The 15,777-nt window shown below is 73.7% G+C and carries 11 protein-coding genes and 3 pseudogenes; 6 read left to right on the plus strand and 8 right to left on the minus strand.

Going from position 1 to position 15,777, the window contains the following annotated elements; all coding sequences use genetic code 11:
- The first annotated feature begins 1,779 nt into the window (after positions 1-1,779).
- Together OJ254_RS06745 and OJ254_RS31465 are read left to right on the plus strand one after the other, a co-directional pair.
- A pseudogene (locus tag OJ254_RS06745) lies at positions 1,780-3,293 on the plus strand (SulP family inorganic anion transporter).
- A 418-nt stretch (positions 3,294-3,711) separates the two neighbouring features.
- Positions 3,712-5,119, plus strand: a pseudogene (locus OJ254_RS31465) (M1 family metallopeptidase).
- A 9-nt stretch (positions 5,120-5,128) separates the two neighbouring features.
- Here the strand turns inward: OJ254_RS31465 and OJ254_RS31470 are convergent.
- From OJ254_RS31470 to OJ254_RS06765, 5 genes and pseudogenes are all read right to left on the minus strand, one after another.
- A pseudogene (locus OJ254_RS31470) lies at positions 5,129-5,203 on the minus strand (pentapeptide repeat-containing protein); the annotation flags it as partial.
- Positions 5,204-5,230: 27 nt separating this feature from the next.
- The gene (locus OJ254_RS30935) at positions 5,231-5,527 is read right to left on the minus strand and encodes a hypothetical protein (RefSeq protein WP_341483573.1); all 297 of its coding nucleotides are present in this window, start codon (positions 5,525-5,527) and stop codon (positions 5,231-5,233) included.
- The gene (locus OJ254_RS06755) at positions 5,440-6,390 is read right to left on the minus strand and encodes an NAD(P)/FAD-dependent oxidoreductase (RefSeq protein WP_341483574.1); all 951 of its coding nucleotides are present in this window, start codon (positions 6,388-6,390) and stop codon (positions 5,440-5,442) included. The genes OJ254_RS30935 and OJ254_RS06755 overlap by 88 nt, the downstream gene beginning before the upstream one ends.
- A 153-nt stretch (positions 6,391-6,543) precedes the next feature.
- The gene (gene sigJ / locus OJ254_RS06760; RefSeq protein WP_265365076.1) at positions 6,544-7,473 is read right to left on the minus strand and encodes an RNA polymerase sigma factor SigJ; all 930 of its coding nucleotides are present in this window, start codon (positions 7,471-7,473) and stop codon (positions 6,544-6,546) included.
- Between the two features lie 370 nt (positions 7,474-7,843).
- The gene (locus OJ254_RS06765) at positions 7,844-8,671 is read right to left on the minus strand and encodes a class I SAM-dependent methyltransferase (RefSeq protein ID WP_265361638.1); all 828 of its coding nucleotides are present in this window, start codon (positions 8,669-8,671) and stop codon (positions 7,844-7,846) included.
- 114 nt (positions 8,672-8,785) lie between these two features.
- Here OJ254_RS06765 and OJ254_RS06770 point away from each other — a divergent pair, with 114 nt between their 5' ends.
- From OJ254_RS06770 to OJ254_RS06780, 3 genes are read left to right on the plus strand one after another with little or no spacing between them, the layout of a single operon-like run.
- On the plus strand, positions 8,786-9,076 hold the full coding sequence (locus OJ254_RS06770; protein ID WP_265361639.1) for a TetR/AcrR family transcriptional regulator: 291 nt from the start codon (positions 8,786-8,788) through the stop codon (positions 9,074-9,076).
- Positions 9,073-9,606 carry a hypothetical protein gene (locus tag OJ254_RS06775; RefSeq protein ID WP_265361640.1) on the plus strand — a complete coding sequence of 178 codons (534 nt, stop codon included), beginning with the start codon at positions 9,073-9,075 and terminating at the stop codon, positions 9,604-9,606. Before OJ254_RS06770 ends, OJ254_RS06775 begins: the two co-directional genes overlap by 4 nt.
- A 22-nt stretch (positions 9,607-9,628) precedes the next feature.
- Positions 9,629-10,579 carry a hypothetical protein gene (locus OJ254_RS06780; RefSeq protein ID WP_265361641.1) on the plus strand — a complete coding sequence of 317 codons (951 nt, stop codon included), beginning with the start codon at positions 9,629-9,631 and terminating at the stop codon, positions 10,577-10,579.
- Between the two features lie 292 nt (positions 10,580-10,871).
- Here the strand turns inward: OJ254_RS06780 and OJ254_RS06785 are convergent, their stop codons facing one another.
- From OJ254_RS06785 to OJ254_RS06795, 3 genes are all read right to left on the minus strand, one after another.
- The gene (locus tag OJ254_RS06785) at positions 10,872-11,501 is read right to left on the minus strand and encodes a hypothetical protein (protein ID WP_265361642.1); all 630 of its coding nucleotides are present in this window, start codon (positions 11,499-11,501) and stop codon (positions 10,872-10,874) included.
- Positions 11,502-11,791: 290 nt separating this feature from the next.
- Positions 11,792-12,397, minus strand: a complete 606-nt coding sequence (locus OJ254_RS06790; protein ID WP_265361643.1) for a hypothetical protein — start codon at positions 12,395-12,397, stop codon at positions 11,792-11,794.
- 230 nt (positions 12,398-12,627) lie between these two features.
- Entirely contained in the window at positions 12,628-12,936 is a 309-nt protein-coding gene (locus OJ254_RS06795) for an SH3 domain-containing protein (protein WP_265361644.1), read from the minus strand.
- Positions 12,937-13,205: 269 nt separating this feature from the next.
- On the opposite strand from OJ254_RS06795, the gene OJ254_RS06800 reads away from it, so the two are divergent.
- The gene (locus tag OJ254_RS06800) at positions 13,206-15,701 is read left to right on the plus strand and encodes a serine/threonine-protein kinase (RefSeq protein WP_265361645.1); all 2,496 of its coding nucleotides are present in this window, start codon (positions 13,206-13,208) and stop codon (positions 15,699-15,701) included.
- The last annotated feature ends 76 nt before the right edge of the window (positions 15,702-15,777 follow it).

The raw sequence follows: 15,777 nt of genomic DNA on the forward strand, positions 1-15,777 counted from the left end.
GCGGTGCGGCGGGCGGTTCGTGGAGGCGGTTGTGGGCTGGGGCGGTTGTTGGGGCTGGGGTCGGGGTGTGAGGGGTGGGGTGTGAGGGCTGGGGTCGGGGTGTGAGGGGCGGGGTGTGAGGGCTGGGGTCGGGGTGTGAGGGGTGGGGTGTGAGGGCTGGGGTGGGGGTGTGAGGGGTGGGGTGTGAGGGCTGGGGTGGGGTGTGAGGGGCGGGGGGGGTGGGGTGATGCGTCGGTGCGTCTTTGGTTGAGCGTTCTTCGGTTGTTCTTCGGTTGGGGGTGGCTGCGGGGGTGCCTCTGGGCCGGCGCCGCTGCCTCCTTATTCTGGCAACAATTACGGAGAGTGATTAGTTCCTGTTGAGAGTAGCAGAGAGTGAGAGGGGGTGGGGTGGGGTGGAGCTGGGTGGGCGTTCCGGGGCCGGGGGCTACCTGGGGCGTTGCGGGCCGGAGTGGGGGTGGGCCGGAGTGAGGGTGGGCCGGAGTGAGGGTGGGCCGGAGTGGGGGTGGAAGTGGGGTGCGGGGTGGCGTGTGGGGGTGGGTGGGGTGCGCCGGCGGGCGCTGGCGCGAACGGAACCATTCCGTCCTGTTGGATAACTCCGCGTTTACAGGGTGGTTACCTGATAAGTGGCGGCTTGGCGGCTGAGGCTCGACACAATGGGGTGACCTGTCCAGCCGCGCCGGAAGGGGCGACGATGGCGAAGATCCGGGTCGGCGGCCTCGGCCGGCTCCTGTTGATCGTCGTGATCGTTGTCGTGGGCCTCGTTGTGGCGTTCGTACCGGCGTTGGGCTCGCTTTCCTCCGTTGGCGCGGGTGTATACGGGGCGGGCGGGCGGGGCGCTTCGGCCTCGCCGGCCGGGCACGGGGAGCCGGATGCGGGCGGCTACACCGTCGGTGAATCCGGGCGCGTGGACGGTTCTGAGGCAAGGCGATATGCCGAGTCGGGGCAATCTGCCGAGTCGGGGCGTTCTGCCGAGTTCGGACGAGCGGCCGAGTCTGGGCGAACAGTTGAGTCTGGGCGAGTGGTTGAGTCTCGGCGAACGGTTGCTGAGGGGCCGGTGGTTGGGGAGGGGTTCGAGCATCCGCAGGCGGCCCGGGGGCGTTGTCCGGGGCGGCGGGGTGGGCGGTCCTCCGGTTCGCTGTGTGCTCCCGTGCCGTCGGGGAACGCGGTGTCGGTTGCCGCGCCCGTGCGGACCGTTGAGGGCGGGACGGCGATCACTGCGCCGCTGACAGGGCGTCAGGCCGTGCCGTTGTCGCGATCGGGTGAACTGCCGGTCCACCACCTCGTTTTCCGCTGCTGAGAGCTGAGAGCAGAGAGCTGCCCCAGGGCCCTCCCCCGGCCCGCGCATTCGACGGAATCCAGCCGTCATCGCTCCGCACCCTTCATGGCGCCTGCCGCGCGGTTCGCGCGTGCCGGTGCGGACCCGTACGCGCCCGTGCGCGGCCTCGTGCCCGTATCCGGCCGTCCTGGTTCGTGCCTGCCGTGTGTGTCCGTGTGCTGGGCCGCCGCGTTCCGATTCGCTGGAGGCATCTCATGCGTAGGTTCCGAGTACGTCGCGGACGTTCCGTCCAGCCGTCCATATCGTCCCGGCAGGACACGTCACCCCAGTCATCCCAGCAGGGCGCATCACCGCGGCAGGACACGTCGTCCCGGCAGGGCACGTCGTCCCGGCAGGACACTTCCTTCCGGCAGGGCACGTCGTCCCGGAAGGACTCGCCCTCGCGGCCTTCACGACCTTCACGACCTTCACGGCACGACGTCGCACGGCCTCATGAGGCGCGTGTGGCGCGGGCGCCCCGTGCGGCGCGGCCGTCCCATGTCCGGGCCGATGTCACCGCCTCGCTCGTGGTGTTCCTCGTCGCCGTGCCGCTGTGTGTCGGGGTGGCCGTGGCGTCCGGGGTGCCGGCTGAGTTGGGGCTGGTCACCGGATCGTCGGCGGGTTGCTCACCGGGTTGCTGCCGGGCAGCAGTCTGCAGGTCAGCGGGCCGGCCGCGGGGCTGACCGTGCTGGTCTACGAGGCCGTGCAGGAGTACGGGCTCGGTGCGCTGGGCGTCCTGGTGCTGAGCGCCGGGGTGCTGCAGCTGGTGATGGGGGCGCTGCGGCTGGGGCGCTGGTTCCGGGCGATCTCCGTCGCGGTCGTCCAGGGGATGCTGGCGGGCATCGGGCTGGTGCTGATCGCCGGGCAGCTGTACGCGCTGGTGGACGCCAAGGCGCCGGGCAACGGGCCGGCGAACCTGGGCGGGCTGCCGGACCTCGCGGTGGACACCATCGGGTCCGACCCGGCGCTGGTGGCACTGGCGGTCGGGGCGTCGACGCTGGCGGTGCTGGTGCTCTGGCCGAAGTGGCGGCGGGCTGCGCGGGTGCTGCCCGCGCCGCTGGTCGCGGTGGCGCTGGCCACCGTCGCCGTGGCGGTGCTGGATCTGCCGGTGGCGCGGGTGGAGGTTTCCGGGCTGCTGGAGGTGGTCCAGCCGCCGGGCGGGGCGGATGTCGCCCGGCTGGTGGAGGCCGGTGCGGTGGCCGGGGTGCTGGGCACCGTGCTCGCCTTCGCGCTGATCGCCTCCGCCGAGTCGCTGTTCAGCGCGGCGGCGGTGGACCGGTTGCACGACGGGCCGAAGACGAATTACGACAAGGAGCTGTTGGCCCAGGGCGCGGGCAACACGGTGTGCGGCCTGCTCGGCGCGCTGCCGATGACCGCGGTGATCGTACGCAGTGCCGCCAATGTGCAGGCGGGGGCGCGGACCAAGGCGTCGCGGGTGCTGCACGGGGTCTGGCTGCTGGTGTTCGCGGCGGCGTTCCCGGCGGCGCTGGGCATCGTTCCGATCGCGGCGCTCGCGGCCGTACTGGTGCACGCGGGATGGAAGTTGCTGCCGGTGAGGACGTTGCGGCCGCTGTGGCGGGAGCACCGGGGCGAGGCCGTGGTGCTGGCGGCGACGGCGGTGGCGATCGTGGCCACCAATATGTTCGAGGGGGTGCTGCTCGGGCTGCTGCTGGCCGTCGCCAAGTCGGCGTGGGCGACCTCGCAGGTGCACCTGGAGGTGACCGGCCTGGAGGGCAGTGGGCCGATCCGGGTGCGGGCCGTGGGCCATGCGACGTTCCTGCGGCTGCCGAAGCTGCTGGACCAGCTGGAGGCGCTGCCCCGGGACCGGGAGATCGAGCTGGATCTGTCCGGGCTGCGCCATCTCGATCATGCGTGTGCGGCCGCGCTCGGCAACTGGGAGGAGCAGCGCCGCGGGCCGGACGGGACGGATGGGACGGATGGGACGGCGCGGCGGACCACGCCGTCCGTGGCGCCGTAAGCCCATAAGCCCATAAGCCCATAAGCCCGTAAGCCCGTGAACCAGTAGATCCGTAGCCCGTAGGGCCGTAGGGCCGTAGGGCCGTAGAGCCGTAGAGCCGTAGAGCCGTAGAGCCGTAGAGCCGTAGAGCCGTAGAGCCGTGGTCCCGTAGGCCCCCGACGAGCCGATACCGCCGGCAGCGGGGCCCTACGGCGGCAGAAGGTCATCGCGGCACCGACGAGGCCGTTGCGGCACCGACGAGGCCGTTGCGGCAGCTACGGGGCCGTTGCGGCACCGGCGGAGCGTTACGGCACCGGCGGACCGTTACGGCAGCTATCGGGCCTTACGGCATCGAAGGGCCCTTACAACAACAGAGCGGCGTTCCGGCGGAAATGACCGTAGGGTCAGGAGCTGGTGACCATCGACCCCGAGGAGCGCTGTGAACCGCCGGCCCCTTCGTCGCTGCGGGGCGACCGCCGCGCTGTCCGTCGCCCTGCTGCTGTCCTCCTGCACCGGTGCCGCCCTGAGCGCCACCGGGACGGCGGCAGTGGCGGGGTGGGCGACCCGCTCTTCCCGGCGCTCGGGAACGGTGGTTACGACGTACGGCATTACGGCCTCGACCTGGCCTACGACGTCAAGCGGAAGCATCTGGACGCGACCGCGGAGATCACCGCCCGGGCCACCCAGGACCTGCGCTCCTTCAAGTTGGACCTGGAGGGGCTGCGGGTGTCCGCGGTCCGCGTCGACGGCAAGGACGCGTCGTTCTCCCGCAAGGGCCACAAGCTCACGGTGCAGCCGCCGGTGGGGATCGCGAAGGGCACCCGGTTCCGTACCACCGTCGAGTACGCGGGCACGCCGCAGGAGCTGAAGGACCCGGACGGGTCGACGGAGGGCTGGGTCAAGACGCCCGACGGGGCGTTCGTGTCGGGGGAGCCGGCCGGTGCGATGACGTGGTTCCCGGCAACAACCACCCGGAGGACAAGGCCACCTACGACTTCACCATCACCGTTCCGCGGCGCTACACGGCCGTCGCCAACGGGGAGCTGCGGTCGGAGAAGGTGTCCAAGGGGAAGGCCACGTTCACCTGGCACAACCCGGAGCCGATGGCCAGCTATCTGGCGACCGCCACCATCGGCACGTTCGAGGTCCACACCTCCCGCACGCCGAGCGGGCTGCCGCTGTACGTCGCGGTGGACCCGGCGGAGGCCGCGGCGAGCCGGAAGCCGCTGGCCCGGCTGCCGGAGATCATCAAGTGGGAGAGCGGGCTGTTCGGGACGTACCCGTTCGCCTCGGCGGGCGCCATCGTCGACCACACCCCGCCGCGGATCGACTGGTACGCGCTGGAGTCCCAGACCAAGCCGGTCTACGCCGGGGCGCCGGACACCGTGACCGTCGTGCACGAGATGGCGCACCAGTGGTTCGGCGATTCGGTGACGCCGAAGACCTGGCAGGACACCTGGCTCAGCGAGGGTTTCGCGACGTACGTCGAGTGGCTGTGGGGGGAGCACGAGGGCGGCAAGACGCCCCAGCAGCAGTTCGACGCGCTCTACAAGGACGACCCGCACAACGAGCGCTGGGACTTCCCGCCGGGCCGCCCGGGCGCCGCGAAGAACGTCACCGGCACGGCCGTGTACGAGCGCGGCGCGATGCTGCTCCAGCAGCTCCGCAGGGCCGTGGGTGACAAGACGTTCTTCCGGATCCTGAAGGAGTGGCCGGCCAAGTACCGCTATTCCAACGCCGATTCGAAGGATTACATCGCCTTCTGCCAGGCCCGCACGGACGTGGACCTGAAGCCCCTCTTCGACGCGTGGCTGTACGGGAAGGGCAAGCCGGACAAGGTGTTCTGAGCCGGACAGGGTGGCGTCGGACAGGGTGGTGCCGGAGAGGGTGGCCTCGGACAAGGTGGTGCTGGAGAGGGTGGCGTCGGACAGGTGGTGTTCTGAGGATGGGGATGCCCGCTAGCTGACGTTGGGGATCAGGCGGACGGCCGCCGGGTGGCGGGCGGTGAGGGTGAGGAAGCGGCGGGTCGAGCGGACCACCTGTTCCTTGACGTGGGCGGCCGGGCGGCCGGTCAGGACCGTTTCGCGCGGGGTGTCGTCGGCGCGTACGGACTGGATCAGGCCGTCGTGCCGGCCCAGGCTCACGCACTGCACGAAGTAGGCGAACGTCAGCGGCCGGGGTGCGGCGCCGCGGAGTTCGGCGATGATGCCGCCGGCCGCGTGGGCGCCGGTCGGCAGGGCGGTGGCGCAGGCCATGCGGAGGGTGCCGGCCCGCAGGGAGCGGGCCTCGGCCGCGTCACCGGCGACGTAGACGTCCGGGTGGCTGACCGAGCGCAGTGCGGCGTCGACCCGGATGCGGCCGGTTGCCGGGTCGGTGTCGAGGCCCGCGTCCCGGGCGAGGCCCCGGTGGCCCGCAGGGCGGCCGTCCACACCACGGCGTCCGCGTCCAGGTCGTCCGCGTCGGTGACCCGCCGGCCCTCGGTGACGCGGACGTGCAGCCGGTCGAGGACGGTCCGTACGTGGGTCCGGCCGCGGACCGACAGGCCTGGCCCGAGTTCGCCGCCGGTGAGCAGCCGGACCTGCCACTCCGGGTGGGCCTCGGCGAGTTCGGCGGCCATCTCGATGCCGGTGAGGCCGCCGCCGACCACCGCCAGCGCGCCGGGGCCGGTCAGCAGCCGCCGGTGGAGGGCGGTGGCGGTCTCGGCGGTGAAGGACCGCTGCCCGGCGCCGCGCGGGTCGGTGTGGCTGCCGAGGGCGTAGACCAGGCGGTCGTAGCGGAGGGTGCGGCCGCGGTCGGTATGCACGACGCGGGCGTCCGGGTCGAGGGCGGTGGCCCGGGCCGCGAGGTGCTCCACGCCGGTGCCGCGCAGCAACTCGGCCCGGGAATGGGCGACTTCGGGCCGTCCGGCGGCGACTTCGTGCAGCCGGACCCGTTCGGTGAGCCGGTCGTCGGGGTCGACCAGGGTCACGCGCGCGTGCGGGGCGAGCCGCAGCGCGGCCATCATGCCGGCGTAGCCGCCGCCGAGGACGACGACCCTGCCGCTTGCGGCCTTACGGGGGCGTGCGCCGCGCGGCCGGTGGTCCGTCACGCCGTTCGCGATCTTGTTCAGCTTCTTCATCGCGTCCTCCTGGGCGGGATGTCGTCTTCCTGGGTGGAGGCGTCGCACCGGGCCGGCGCGGCGTCGCCGGAAGGGGGACGACACGGCCGGCGGGAGTGTGACAGCGGGGCGCGGGCCAGGGGGGACGTCACTCCTGGCCGGGGGGGGGGGACGTCACTCCTGGCCGGGGGTGAGCGCCCGGTCGAGATCGAGATCGACGTGGCCGAGCTTCTCCGGGTTGACGACGGCGTCGACCTCCGTGATCCGTCCGTCGTGGACGGTGAAGGCGAACACCCCGGCCTGGCGCCCCGCCGCGTCGGCGAAGACCAGCCCCGTCGCACCGTTGACCTGCTGGAGCGCGACCCGCACCGGTCCGCGTTCGGCACCGCGGGCGACCAGGCCCAGCGCGTAGCGGGCGACCTTCTCGCGGCCCAGCACCGGGCGGCGCGCGGCGCTCACCCGGCCGCCGCCGTCCGAGCGCCAGACCACTTCGGGGTCGAGGACGGCGAGCAGCGCGTCGAGGTCGCCGCCGATGACGGCGGACAGGAACGCCTCGACGGTGCGCCGGTGTTCGGCCCGGTCGACGGTCCGGCGCGGCGCCTCGGCCCGTACCCGCCGGCGGGCGCGGGAGGCCAGCTGCCGTACCGCGTCGGGTGTGCGGCCGACCGCCTCGGCGACGTCCGGGAAGGGGACGGCGAAGACGTCGTGGAGGATGAAGGCGGTGCGTTCGGCGGGGGTGAGCCGTTCCAGGACGGTGAGCAGGGCCATGCCCACGGACTCGTCGAGGGTGACCCGGTCCTCGGGCGCGTCGCCGTACGCGCTGCCGGGCAGCGGGTCGGCGCCGGTGCCGTCGACCAGCGGTTCCGGCAGCCAGGGCCCGACGTAGCGTTCGCGGCGGGCCCGGGCCGAGCCCAGCAGGTCGTAGCAGATCCGGCTGACGACGGTGGTGAGGAAGCCGCGCGGGCTGTCCACGGGTGGGTCGACGGGCAGCGCCTGCCACCTCAGCCAGGCCTCCTGCACGGCGTCGTCCGCGTCGCTGACCGTCCCCGTGATCCGGTACGCGATCCCCCAGAGCCGTCCCCGCTCCGCCTCGAACACCGCCAGGTGGCCCTCGGCCGGGCGCCCGGGGCGGCTGCTCGCGGCCGGGCCGGGGCGGCTGCTCGCAGCCGGGCCGGTGTCCCTGCCTGCGGTTTCCCTGTTTGTGGTTTCCCCGTTTGGGGTGTGCCTGTCTGCGGCGTCCCCGCCTGCGGCGTTCCCGTCTGCGGCGTTCCCGTCTGCGGCGTTCCCGTCTGCGGTGTTCCCGTCTGCGGTGTTCCCGTCCGTGGTGTTCCCGTCCGTGGTGTCCCTGTCCGTGGTGTGCCTGTCCGTGGTGTGCCTGCTCGCTTCCGCCACGTGCGGTGTCCCCCTCGCTTCGTACGCCTCGCCCCGCCCGGTCCGCCGCCGGGTCGAGGTCCGGCCCCTCCGGGGCCTGCCCCTAGGGACGACGCGGCGGGGCCGGGTGTGACATCGGCGGGCGGCGGGCGACGGTGAGGTCGAGGGCGTACGCCTCCTCGACCGTGCCGTCCGGGAAGACGTCGAGCAGGGCGGCCCGTTCGGCCTCCAGGACGGGGGCGGCCGCCGCCGGGCCGAGGGCCGCGAAGTACGAGCGGCTGCCGAGCATGGCGAGGTGGGTGTCGAGGGGGACCCGACGGGTCCAGTGCAGCACGCGGCACTCCGGGCGCAGGCCGAGGCCCAGGCCGCGGAGCAGGGCGGGGGCCTCCGGTGCGATCGGGTGGGCGTGGTAGCCGGGGAGCCGGCGGGCGAGCCTGGCCTCCTGTTCGGCGGCCCAGGGGACGTCCGGGTCGGGCAGGTTCCACCACAGCGCGAGCGCGCCACCGGGCCGCAGCACGCGCAGCGCCTCCGGGACGGAGCGCGCCGGGTCGGTCCAGTGCCATGCCTGGGCGTAGCCGACGAGGTCGAAGCCCGCGCCGCCTGCGAACGGGAGCGCCTCGCCGATGCCGCGGACGAGTGGGACGTCCGGATGGGCGGTGCGCAGTTCGGCGGCCATGGCCGCGCCGGGCTCCACGGCGGTCACGCTCGCGCCGCGCGCCGTGAGCAGCCCGGTCGCGATGCCCGTTCCCGCCCCGACGTCGAGCACCCGCGCGCCGGCCAGCGGGCGTCCGGCCAGTTCCTCGATCGCGGCGAAGAGGGCCGGTGGGTAGCCGGGCCGGGCGGACGCGTACTGCCCGGCGACGGCGTCGAAGGAGCGGGCGAGGCTGCCCGGGGGCGGCGGCTGCACGGACGGGGGCGGGGTGCCGGTCATACGGGCATGCTGCCGCGCGGCCGCCCCGTCGCGCCGCCGCTTGGCAAAAATCCGGAGCGCGACCAAAAACCAGACCGGGTTCATTTTTAGGCTCGGTCTGGTTATAGTCCTGTCATGGCTGGTTTGCGGGAGCGGAAGAAGGAGCAGACGCGGCAGCGGATCGCGGCGGTGGCCTGGCGATTGTTCGCGGAGCGCGGGTTCGAGGCGGTGACGGTCAACGAGATCGCGGAGGCCGCGGAGGTCGCCAAGGCGACGTTGTTCGCGTACTTCCCGACGAAGGAGTCGCTGGCGCTCCAGGGGTCGGGGACGACGACCTGGCGGGGATCGTCACCGGGCGGCCGGCCGGACAGTCGCCGCTGGCGGCGCTCCGGGCGCACTTCCGGGCCCTGGCGGCCGGGCCGATGACCGGGTTCGACCCCGAGGTACTGGTCTCCCGGATCCGGGTGATCTTCGACAGCCCCGCCCTCAGCGCCGCCGCCAACGCCCTCCTCTACGAGCAGCGACAGCAGCTCGCCGAGGCCCTCAAGGCCGAGGCCGAAGCGGTCGGGGATAAGGCCGAAGCGATTGGAGATGAGGGCGAAGCGATCGGGGATGACGGCGGGCAACGGGACTCCGGAGGGAAACGGGGCACCGGCAGGGAGCGGAGCACCGGCAGGCAGGGGGAGATGGCCGCCGTCCTGATGGCGGCTCAGATCAGCGCGTCGCTGGTCACGCTCCAGGAGGCGTTCTTCCGCCGGCTGGCCGACGGCGCCTCACTCAGCGAAGCCCGCCAACGGCTCGCCGAGGACGTCGAGTTGGCGTTCTCCCTGCTGGCGGACGGCCTTGAGCCGCACCCCGACCACACCAACCACCCCAACCACACCGACCACAGCGCCACACCCCACACCAGCCACACCGACCACACCGACCACAGCGCCAGACCCAGCAGAAACTGACCCGAGGGGAACGGAACAGACCATGCGCGCACGGGGAATCAACTACGACACCGGCTTCCTTCCCGGCGAGGACCTTTCGCGGAAGAGCTTCGCGGAGGAGGCCGTCCGCAAGGACATGGCGGTCATCGCCGGGGAACTGCACTGCGACGCGGTGCGGATATCGGGCGGCGATCCGGAGCGGCTGAGCGTGGCGGCCCGCTGCGCGGCCGAGGCCGGGCTGGAGGTGTGGTTCGCGCCGTTCCCGGTGGACCTGGGGCCGACGGAGCTGCGGACGTTCTTCGCGGACTGCGCGGACCGCGCCGAGGCCGTACGGGCCGGCGGGGCCGAGGTGGTGTTCGTCGCCGGCTGCGAGATCAGCGCGTTCTGTTCGGGCTTCATCCCCGGCGAGAAGTACGGCGAGCGGCTGGACGCGATGGTGACCGGGGACCGGGACTGGTGGATGTCGCTGGGGCCGGTGCAGGAGCGGCTCAACGCGTTCCTCGGCGAGGTCGCGGAGCTGGTGCGGGGGCGTTTCGGCGGGCGGATCACCTACGCCTCGGGCCCGTGGGAGAAGGTCGACTGGCGGCCGTTCGACCTGGTGGGCGTGGACGCGTACCGGGCGGCGTACAACGCGGCGAGGTTCCGCGAGGAGGTGCGCGGGCACTTCGCGCACGGCAAGCCGGTCGCGGTGACCGAATTCGGTACCTGCGCCTACCGGGGCGCGGGCGAGCGGGGCGGGCTGGCCTGGCAGCCGCCGGCGGGCGCGGTGCCGGACGAGGGCGAGCAGGTGCGCTACTTCGGCGAGCTGCTGGACGTCTTCGAGGAGGAGGGCGTGGACACCGCGCTGTGGTTCACCTTCGCCGCGTTCAACACCCGTAAGGGCGCCGACCTCACGTCGTACGGCGTGGTGACGATGCTCGACGAGACGCGGTGGGAGCAGCGGGCGGTGTTCGCGGCGATGGCGGAACGGTACGGGGAGGGTTCCGCTCGGTAGGTGGCCTCGGGGGGTGGGGCTGGGGGGCCGAGGGCCGGGGGGCCTGGGCCCTAGCTAGGGGGCGGGCGAACAGATCCCGTAGGGGACGAACGCGCCCCCTGCGGGTCCACAACTCCGGCGCGGTGAGAGGTATTCCGGGTCTGGGGGGCGAACTTCCGAGGTGCGGCGAATTCCGAGGTGCGGCCTATTTCCGCGGAGCCGCGCCTTCCGCGGAGACGTGCCTTCCGCGGAGGCGTGCCTTCCGCGGAGAGGTCCATTCCTCGGAGAGGTGCATTCCGCGGACCCCCGCACGTCACCCGCTCCGGTCGGACGGCGCCGGGGCCGGGGCCAGGGCCGTGACCGCCGCCTTCCTTGTCCGGGCGCGGTCGAGAGACCAGACGCACAGGCCCGTCAGTACGGCCGCCCCTGCGCCGTACACGGGCAGCCACAGGGTCGTGGTGGCCGACAGGCAGTCGGCGACGGCGACATGGCTCTGGGCCGCCCGCGCATGAGCCAGGGCGACGCCGTCGCGACCGGCCAGGTTCGCGAGCGCGGCCTCCGCCCGGATGCCCTCGTACCTGCCCACCGCAGGACACGCGGCGCGCGTGCCCGGCATGGGGAACAGCCACGCCCAGCGCTGCAGCGCGGGCGCCAGAGTGATCGCCACGCACAGGCCGACGACCAGGGAGTACGCCGCCAGGCTCCGCAGGTACGCGGAGCCGGGACCGGGCCTCCGCTCCGGCAGCCGTTGGAAGGTGAAGATCAGCGCGAGGAGCGTCACCCCGATGTAGGTGGAGAACCACTGCCAGGATCCCTGCGCGAGGGCGGCCGCGAGTACCGCGGCAAGCGCGATGCCGATGACCCCCGGCTGGCCGGGACCGGCATGCTCAGCGCCGACGGAGGTCGTTTTCGGGGCCTGTCGCAGGCCGGGGTGGGGGCCCATGGTCTCTCCCGCGTGGTTCGGAGGACCTCAGCATCCGGGCCCGCCGCACCCCGGCACGGCGCCATGCCGGGCCGGAGCGCAAGCCCCGCCCGGTTGGCGGGCTGGTGGGCTGGCCGGGCCCACAGGCCTGGGCGGACCGGAAATCCGCGCCACCCGGCCCCTCGATGGCGGTTCTTGCGCCCCTCTGCTCCCTCAGCGGCGGTTCTTGGGCCGCTCGGTGGTGTTCTTGGGACCCTCAGTGGCGGTTCTTGAGCCCCTCGGTGGTGACTCTCGTCCCCTCCTCGTCCCCCTCAGCGGCGGTTCTTGGGCCTCTTCGGGTTCTTGGACTTCCGGGCCGCCGGGTTGCCCGTACGGGTGCTGCGGCGGCGTTCATGGCGCTCGCGGGCCTCGGCGTACTCCGCGCGGTGCAGCCGCTCCCCCGGGGCCTCGACGAGGCTGCGGCAGAAGTACGCCAGCAGCGACCCGATGAAACCAATGAGCATCAGGCTCTGCCCCGACGTGTCGGCCGCGCCCGCCGACGACGACGAGCCGGGGCGCCGTACGAAGCCGTCCCAGGTGCGGCGGAAGGCCAGCGCGCTGCAGATGGCGAAGCCGGCGACCACCAGGATGCCGACGAACGGGCCGACCGCGGCGATCTCCAGCCCCTGGAACGCGAAGCGCAGCACGACGGCCCCGGCTGCGGCGAGCGCCAGCGAGCCCACCGCGACGCCGGCCCGGCGCAGCGCGTAGCCGCCGTCGTGGTGGACCCAGGTGGTGCCGAAGAAGCGGATCGGCTCCGGCTGCGGGCCGTCGCTCTCCGCCCCGCTCTCCGGACCACTCACCGGACCGCTCTCCGGACCGTTTCCCGGCCCGCCGGCGTTCGGAGGGCCGGGAGGCGGCGTCTGCTCGTCGCTCATGGCACCGATTATCCCCGGGCCCCTGTCCGGGACACGTCGCCGCTCACCCCGTGCAGCGGTACGCATCCCGTACCGCGCTCACCCCGTGCAGCGGCACGCACCCCGTACGGCACTCGCCCCGTACGGCGCTCACCCCGTACCGTGCCCACCCCGTGCAGCACTCAGCAGCCCGCACGCCGCCCAGCGCCCGCACGCCGCCCAGCGCTCACATGCAGCACGCCGTCCCGCGCTCACATGCAGCGCGGCGCGACCATTCCGTCGCTGCCGGTGTGGACGTACGTGTCGGAGATGTACTGGCCGGGCCCGATGCTGTCCCAGATGTCCGAGGTGCCGTACGGGCCGCTGACCCGCTCCCCGTGCCGCTGGCAGCGGATCTCGATCCGTGCGCCCTCCGCCAGCTGCCGGACGACCGGGTAGTCGGTGCCGGGACCCTTGCGGACCTTGACGCGGTAGCCGGGCGCGACCGGATAGCTGAGCCCCCCGGCTGCGGCGAGCACCTGGCCGCCGTCGGCCGGTTCCGCGGATTCCTGTGTCGTCATGTCGATTCCCCCGTTGACGATTGTCCGGCCGGCGATGCCGGGCCGGTGTGACAGCCCAGCAGTCCCGGGCCGGTGTGACAGCCCAGCAGTCCCGGGCCGGTGTGACAGCCCGGCGGTGCCGGGCCGGTTGTGCGGTGCCCGAACGGTGCCGGGCCGGTTGTGCCACGCGCACGCTAGCAAGCCTCACCGCTTTCGCACGTGTCATCGACTAGGCTCCGCGCGTCGCACCTGCGACCGAATGGCACGGGGAATGACACGGGGGTGGAACCATGCCAGCGCTGCGCGATTCCGGCGTCGGGCCGGAAGCGGAGCGTCCGGAATACGCCGGGAAATACCGGCTGGAAGCGCGGCTCGGGGCCGGCGGTATGGGCGTGGTCCACCTGGCCCGCTCCTCCTCCGGACTGTTGCTCGCGGTCAAGGTCATCCATGCCGAATTCGCCCAGGACCCGGAGTTCCGGGGGCGGTTCCGGCAGGAGGTGGCGGCCGCCCGCCGGGTCAGCGGGGCCTTCACGGCCCCCGTCGTGGACGCCGACCCGGACGCCGGACGCCCCTGGATGGCCACCCTCCACATTCCCGGTCCGACGCTTTCCGACCATGTGAAGCGGAACGGCCCGCTGACCCCCGGCGAGGTGCGCAGGCTGGCCGCCGGGCTCGCCGAGGCGCTGCGCGACATCCACCGCGCCGGGGTCGTGCACCGCGATCTGAAGCCCGGCAACGTGCTGCTCGCCGCGGACGGGCCGAAAGTCATCGACTTCGGCATCTCGCGGCCGTCCGACAGCGATATGCGCACCGAGACCGGCAAGTTGATCGGTACGCCGCCGTTCATGGCGCCCGAGCAGTTCCAGCGGCCGCGCGAGGTCGGCCCGGCGGCGGACGTCTTCGCGCTGGGCTCGGTGCTGGTGCACGCCGCCACCGGGCGCGGCCCGTTCGACTCGGAGAGCCCGTACATCGTCGCGTACCAGGTGGTGCACGACGACGCCGATCTCGCGGGCGTACCGCGGGAGTTGGTGCCGCTGATCGAGAGCTGCCTGGCGAAGGAGCCGGCGGACCGGCCGACGCCGGACGCCCTGATGGAGCTGCTGCGGACCGACGCGCCGGAGGTCGACCCGGTGCCGGGCGCGGTGGCGGGGCTGACGGCGGGCGTGCCGCCGGGGGAGGTTGGGGCGGGAGGTGCGCCGCCCCCGGCGGACCGGATGCCGTCGTCGCAGGCCCCCGGCCCGGATCCGGGCGCACGCCGGATTCCGGCCCCGGCCCCGGCCCCGGCCCCGGGGTCGCGGATACCCGAGCAGCGTGGCGGGACGGTACGGGCCGCGGCCAGCCCCTCGCGGGCGGAGACCACGCACGTACGGGCCGTCGCCCCCGTACCCGCAGCGGTACCGGAGGTGCCCGCACCAACGGGAACAACCGCACCACCGGACTCACCGGCACCGCCCCGACCGCCGGAGGGCGCCCACCGGCAGCAGGGGCCGAACCCCCATCACCCCCGGCGCCGCGCCCCGCTCTCCGCCGTGGCCCTCGCCGTGACCGTGGCCGTGGCCGCCGTCCTCGCCGGCGTCCGGCTGCTGTCCCCGGGCTCCGGCCAGGACCCCGCGCTGCAGACCCACCCGCCCCACACCGCCACCGGCGACGCCCGCCCCTGGCGGACCACGATCCTCCCGCGGCCCCCGGGCCATGACGCCGAGATGGCGTACTGCTCCGGCGGCTCGGGCGCCGTCTTCTGCGGCCAGTCCGGACTCCCCGCCGCCCGGCTCGACCCGGACACCGGCCATGTGGCCTGGCGGCACAAGGGTCCCCCCGCCGGCAAACGCGCCACGACCCCGACCGCGCCGGTGCTCTCCGGCGGGCTGCTCTACGTCTTCTCCGCCGACGGCACACGCCTCTCGGCCCTCGACCCCTCCCCCGGCGGCCGGGGCGCCACCCGCTGGAGCAAGGACGTCTCCGGTTACGAGGGCGGCGCCACCGTCCTCGGCGACCGCGTGCTGCTGACCGCCTCGGACGGCACGGTCACCGCACTGGACAGCGCCACCCACCGGCAGCGCTGGCACAAGCGCTTCGCCGGCCACCAACTGCCGCTGTTCACCGCGTTCGCCGGCGCGCCGCGTACCGCGTACGCCGCCGAGCCCACCGCCGACGGCACCCACTCCCAGGTCACCGCCATCGACCCGGCCACCGGCGCGGTCCGCTGGGCGCACCGGCTGCCCGGCCTCCTCACCCCGGCCGGACCGGCTGGGGTGACCGGTCCGGCCCACACAGGTGGGGCCGGAACGGACGGGGCCGGAACGGGCGGGCCCGGCCCGCTGTTCCTCACCGTCACCGACCCCAAACTCTCCTACCGCACCACCGCCGTCCTCCGGTACGACCCCGCCACCGGCCGCACCCGCACCCTGCCGGTGACCGGCTCGCCGGACCAGGTGTCCGCGGTCGTGCACGGCGAGACGGTGTATCTGCTGGGCGAGGGCGGGGCGTTGCAGGCCACCGGGGCGCACCACTGGTACACCGAGACGTCGGTCAGCCGGGGCTCGGTGCCGGTGGTGAGCGGCGGCCGGCTGTTCTTCAGCGCGGCCGACGGCCGGCTGATCGCCGTCGACACCGCCAACGGCGGGGTCGTGGGCCAGACCCGGCCACGGCTGTCCCGCACGCGCAGCAACGGCTTCCTGGAGACGGTGCCCGCCCCCTGGACCGACGCCCGCCGCGGCCGGATCTACGCGGCGGCGCCCGACGGCACGGTGTTCTCGGCCCCGCTGAAGGACCCCGCGAGCTGGTAGGGGCGTACGGGCCGCAGCGGGGTGTCGATGAACATCGGCCCGCTCAGGGCGTCGTACGCGTACGGGCTGCGGTGCC

Origin of the sequence: Streptomyces endophytica, assembly GCF_026153355.1 — a bacterium.
Classification (GTDB): Bacteria; Actinomycetota; Actinomycetes; order Streptomycetales; family Streptomycetaceae; genus Streptomyces; species Streptomyces endophytica.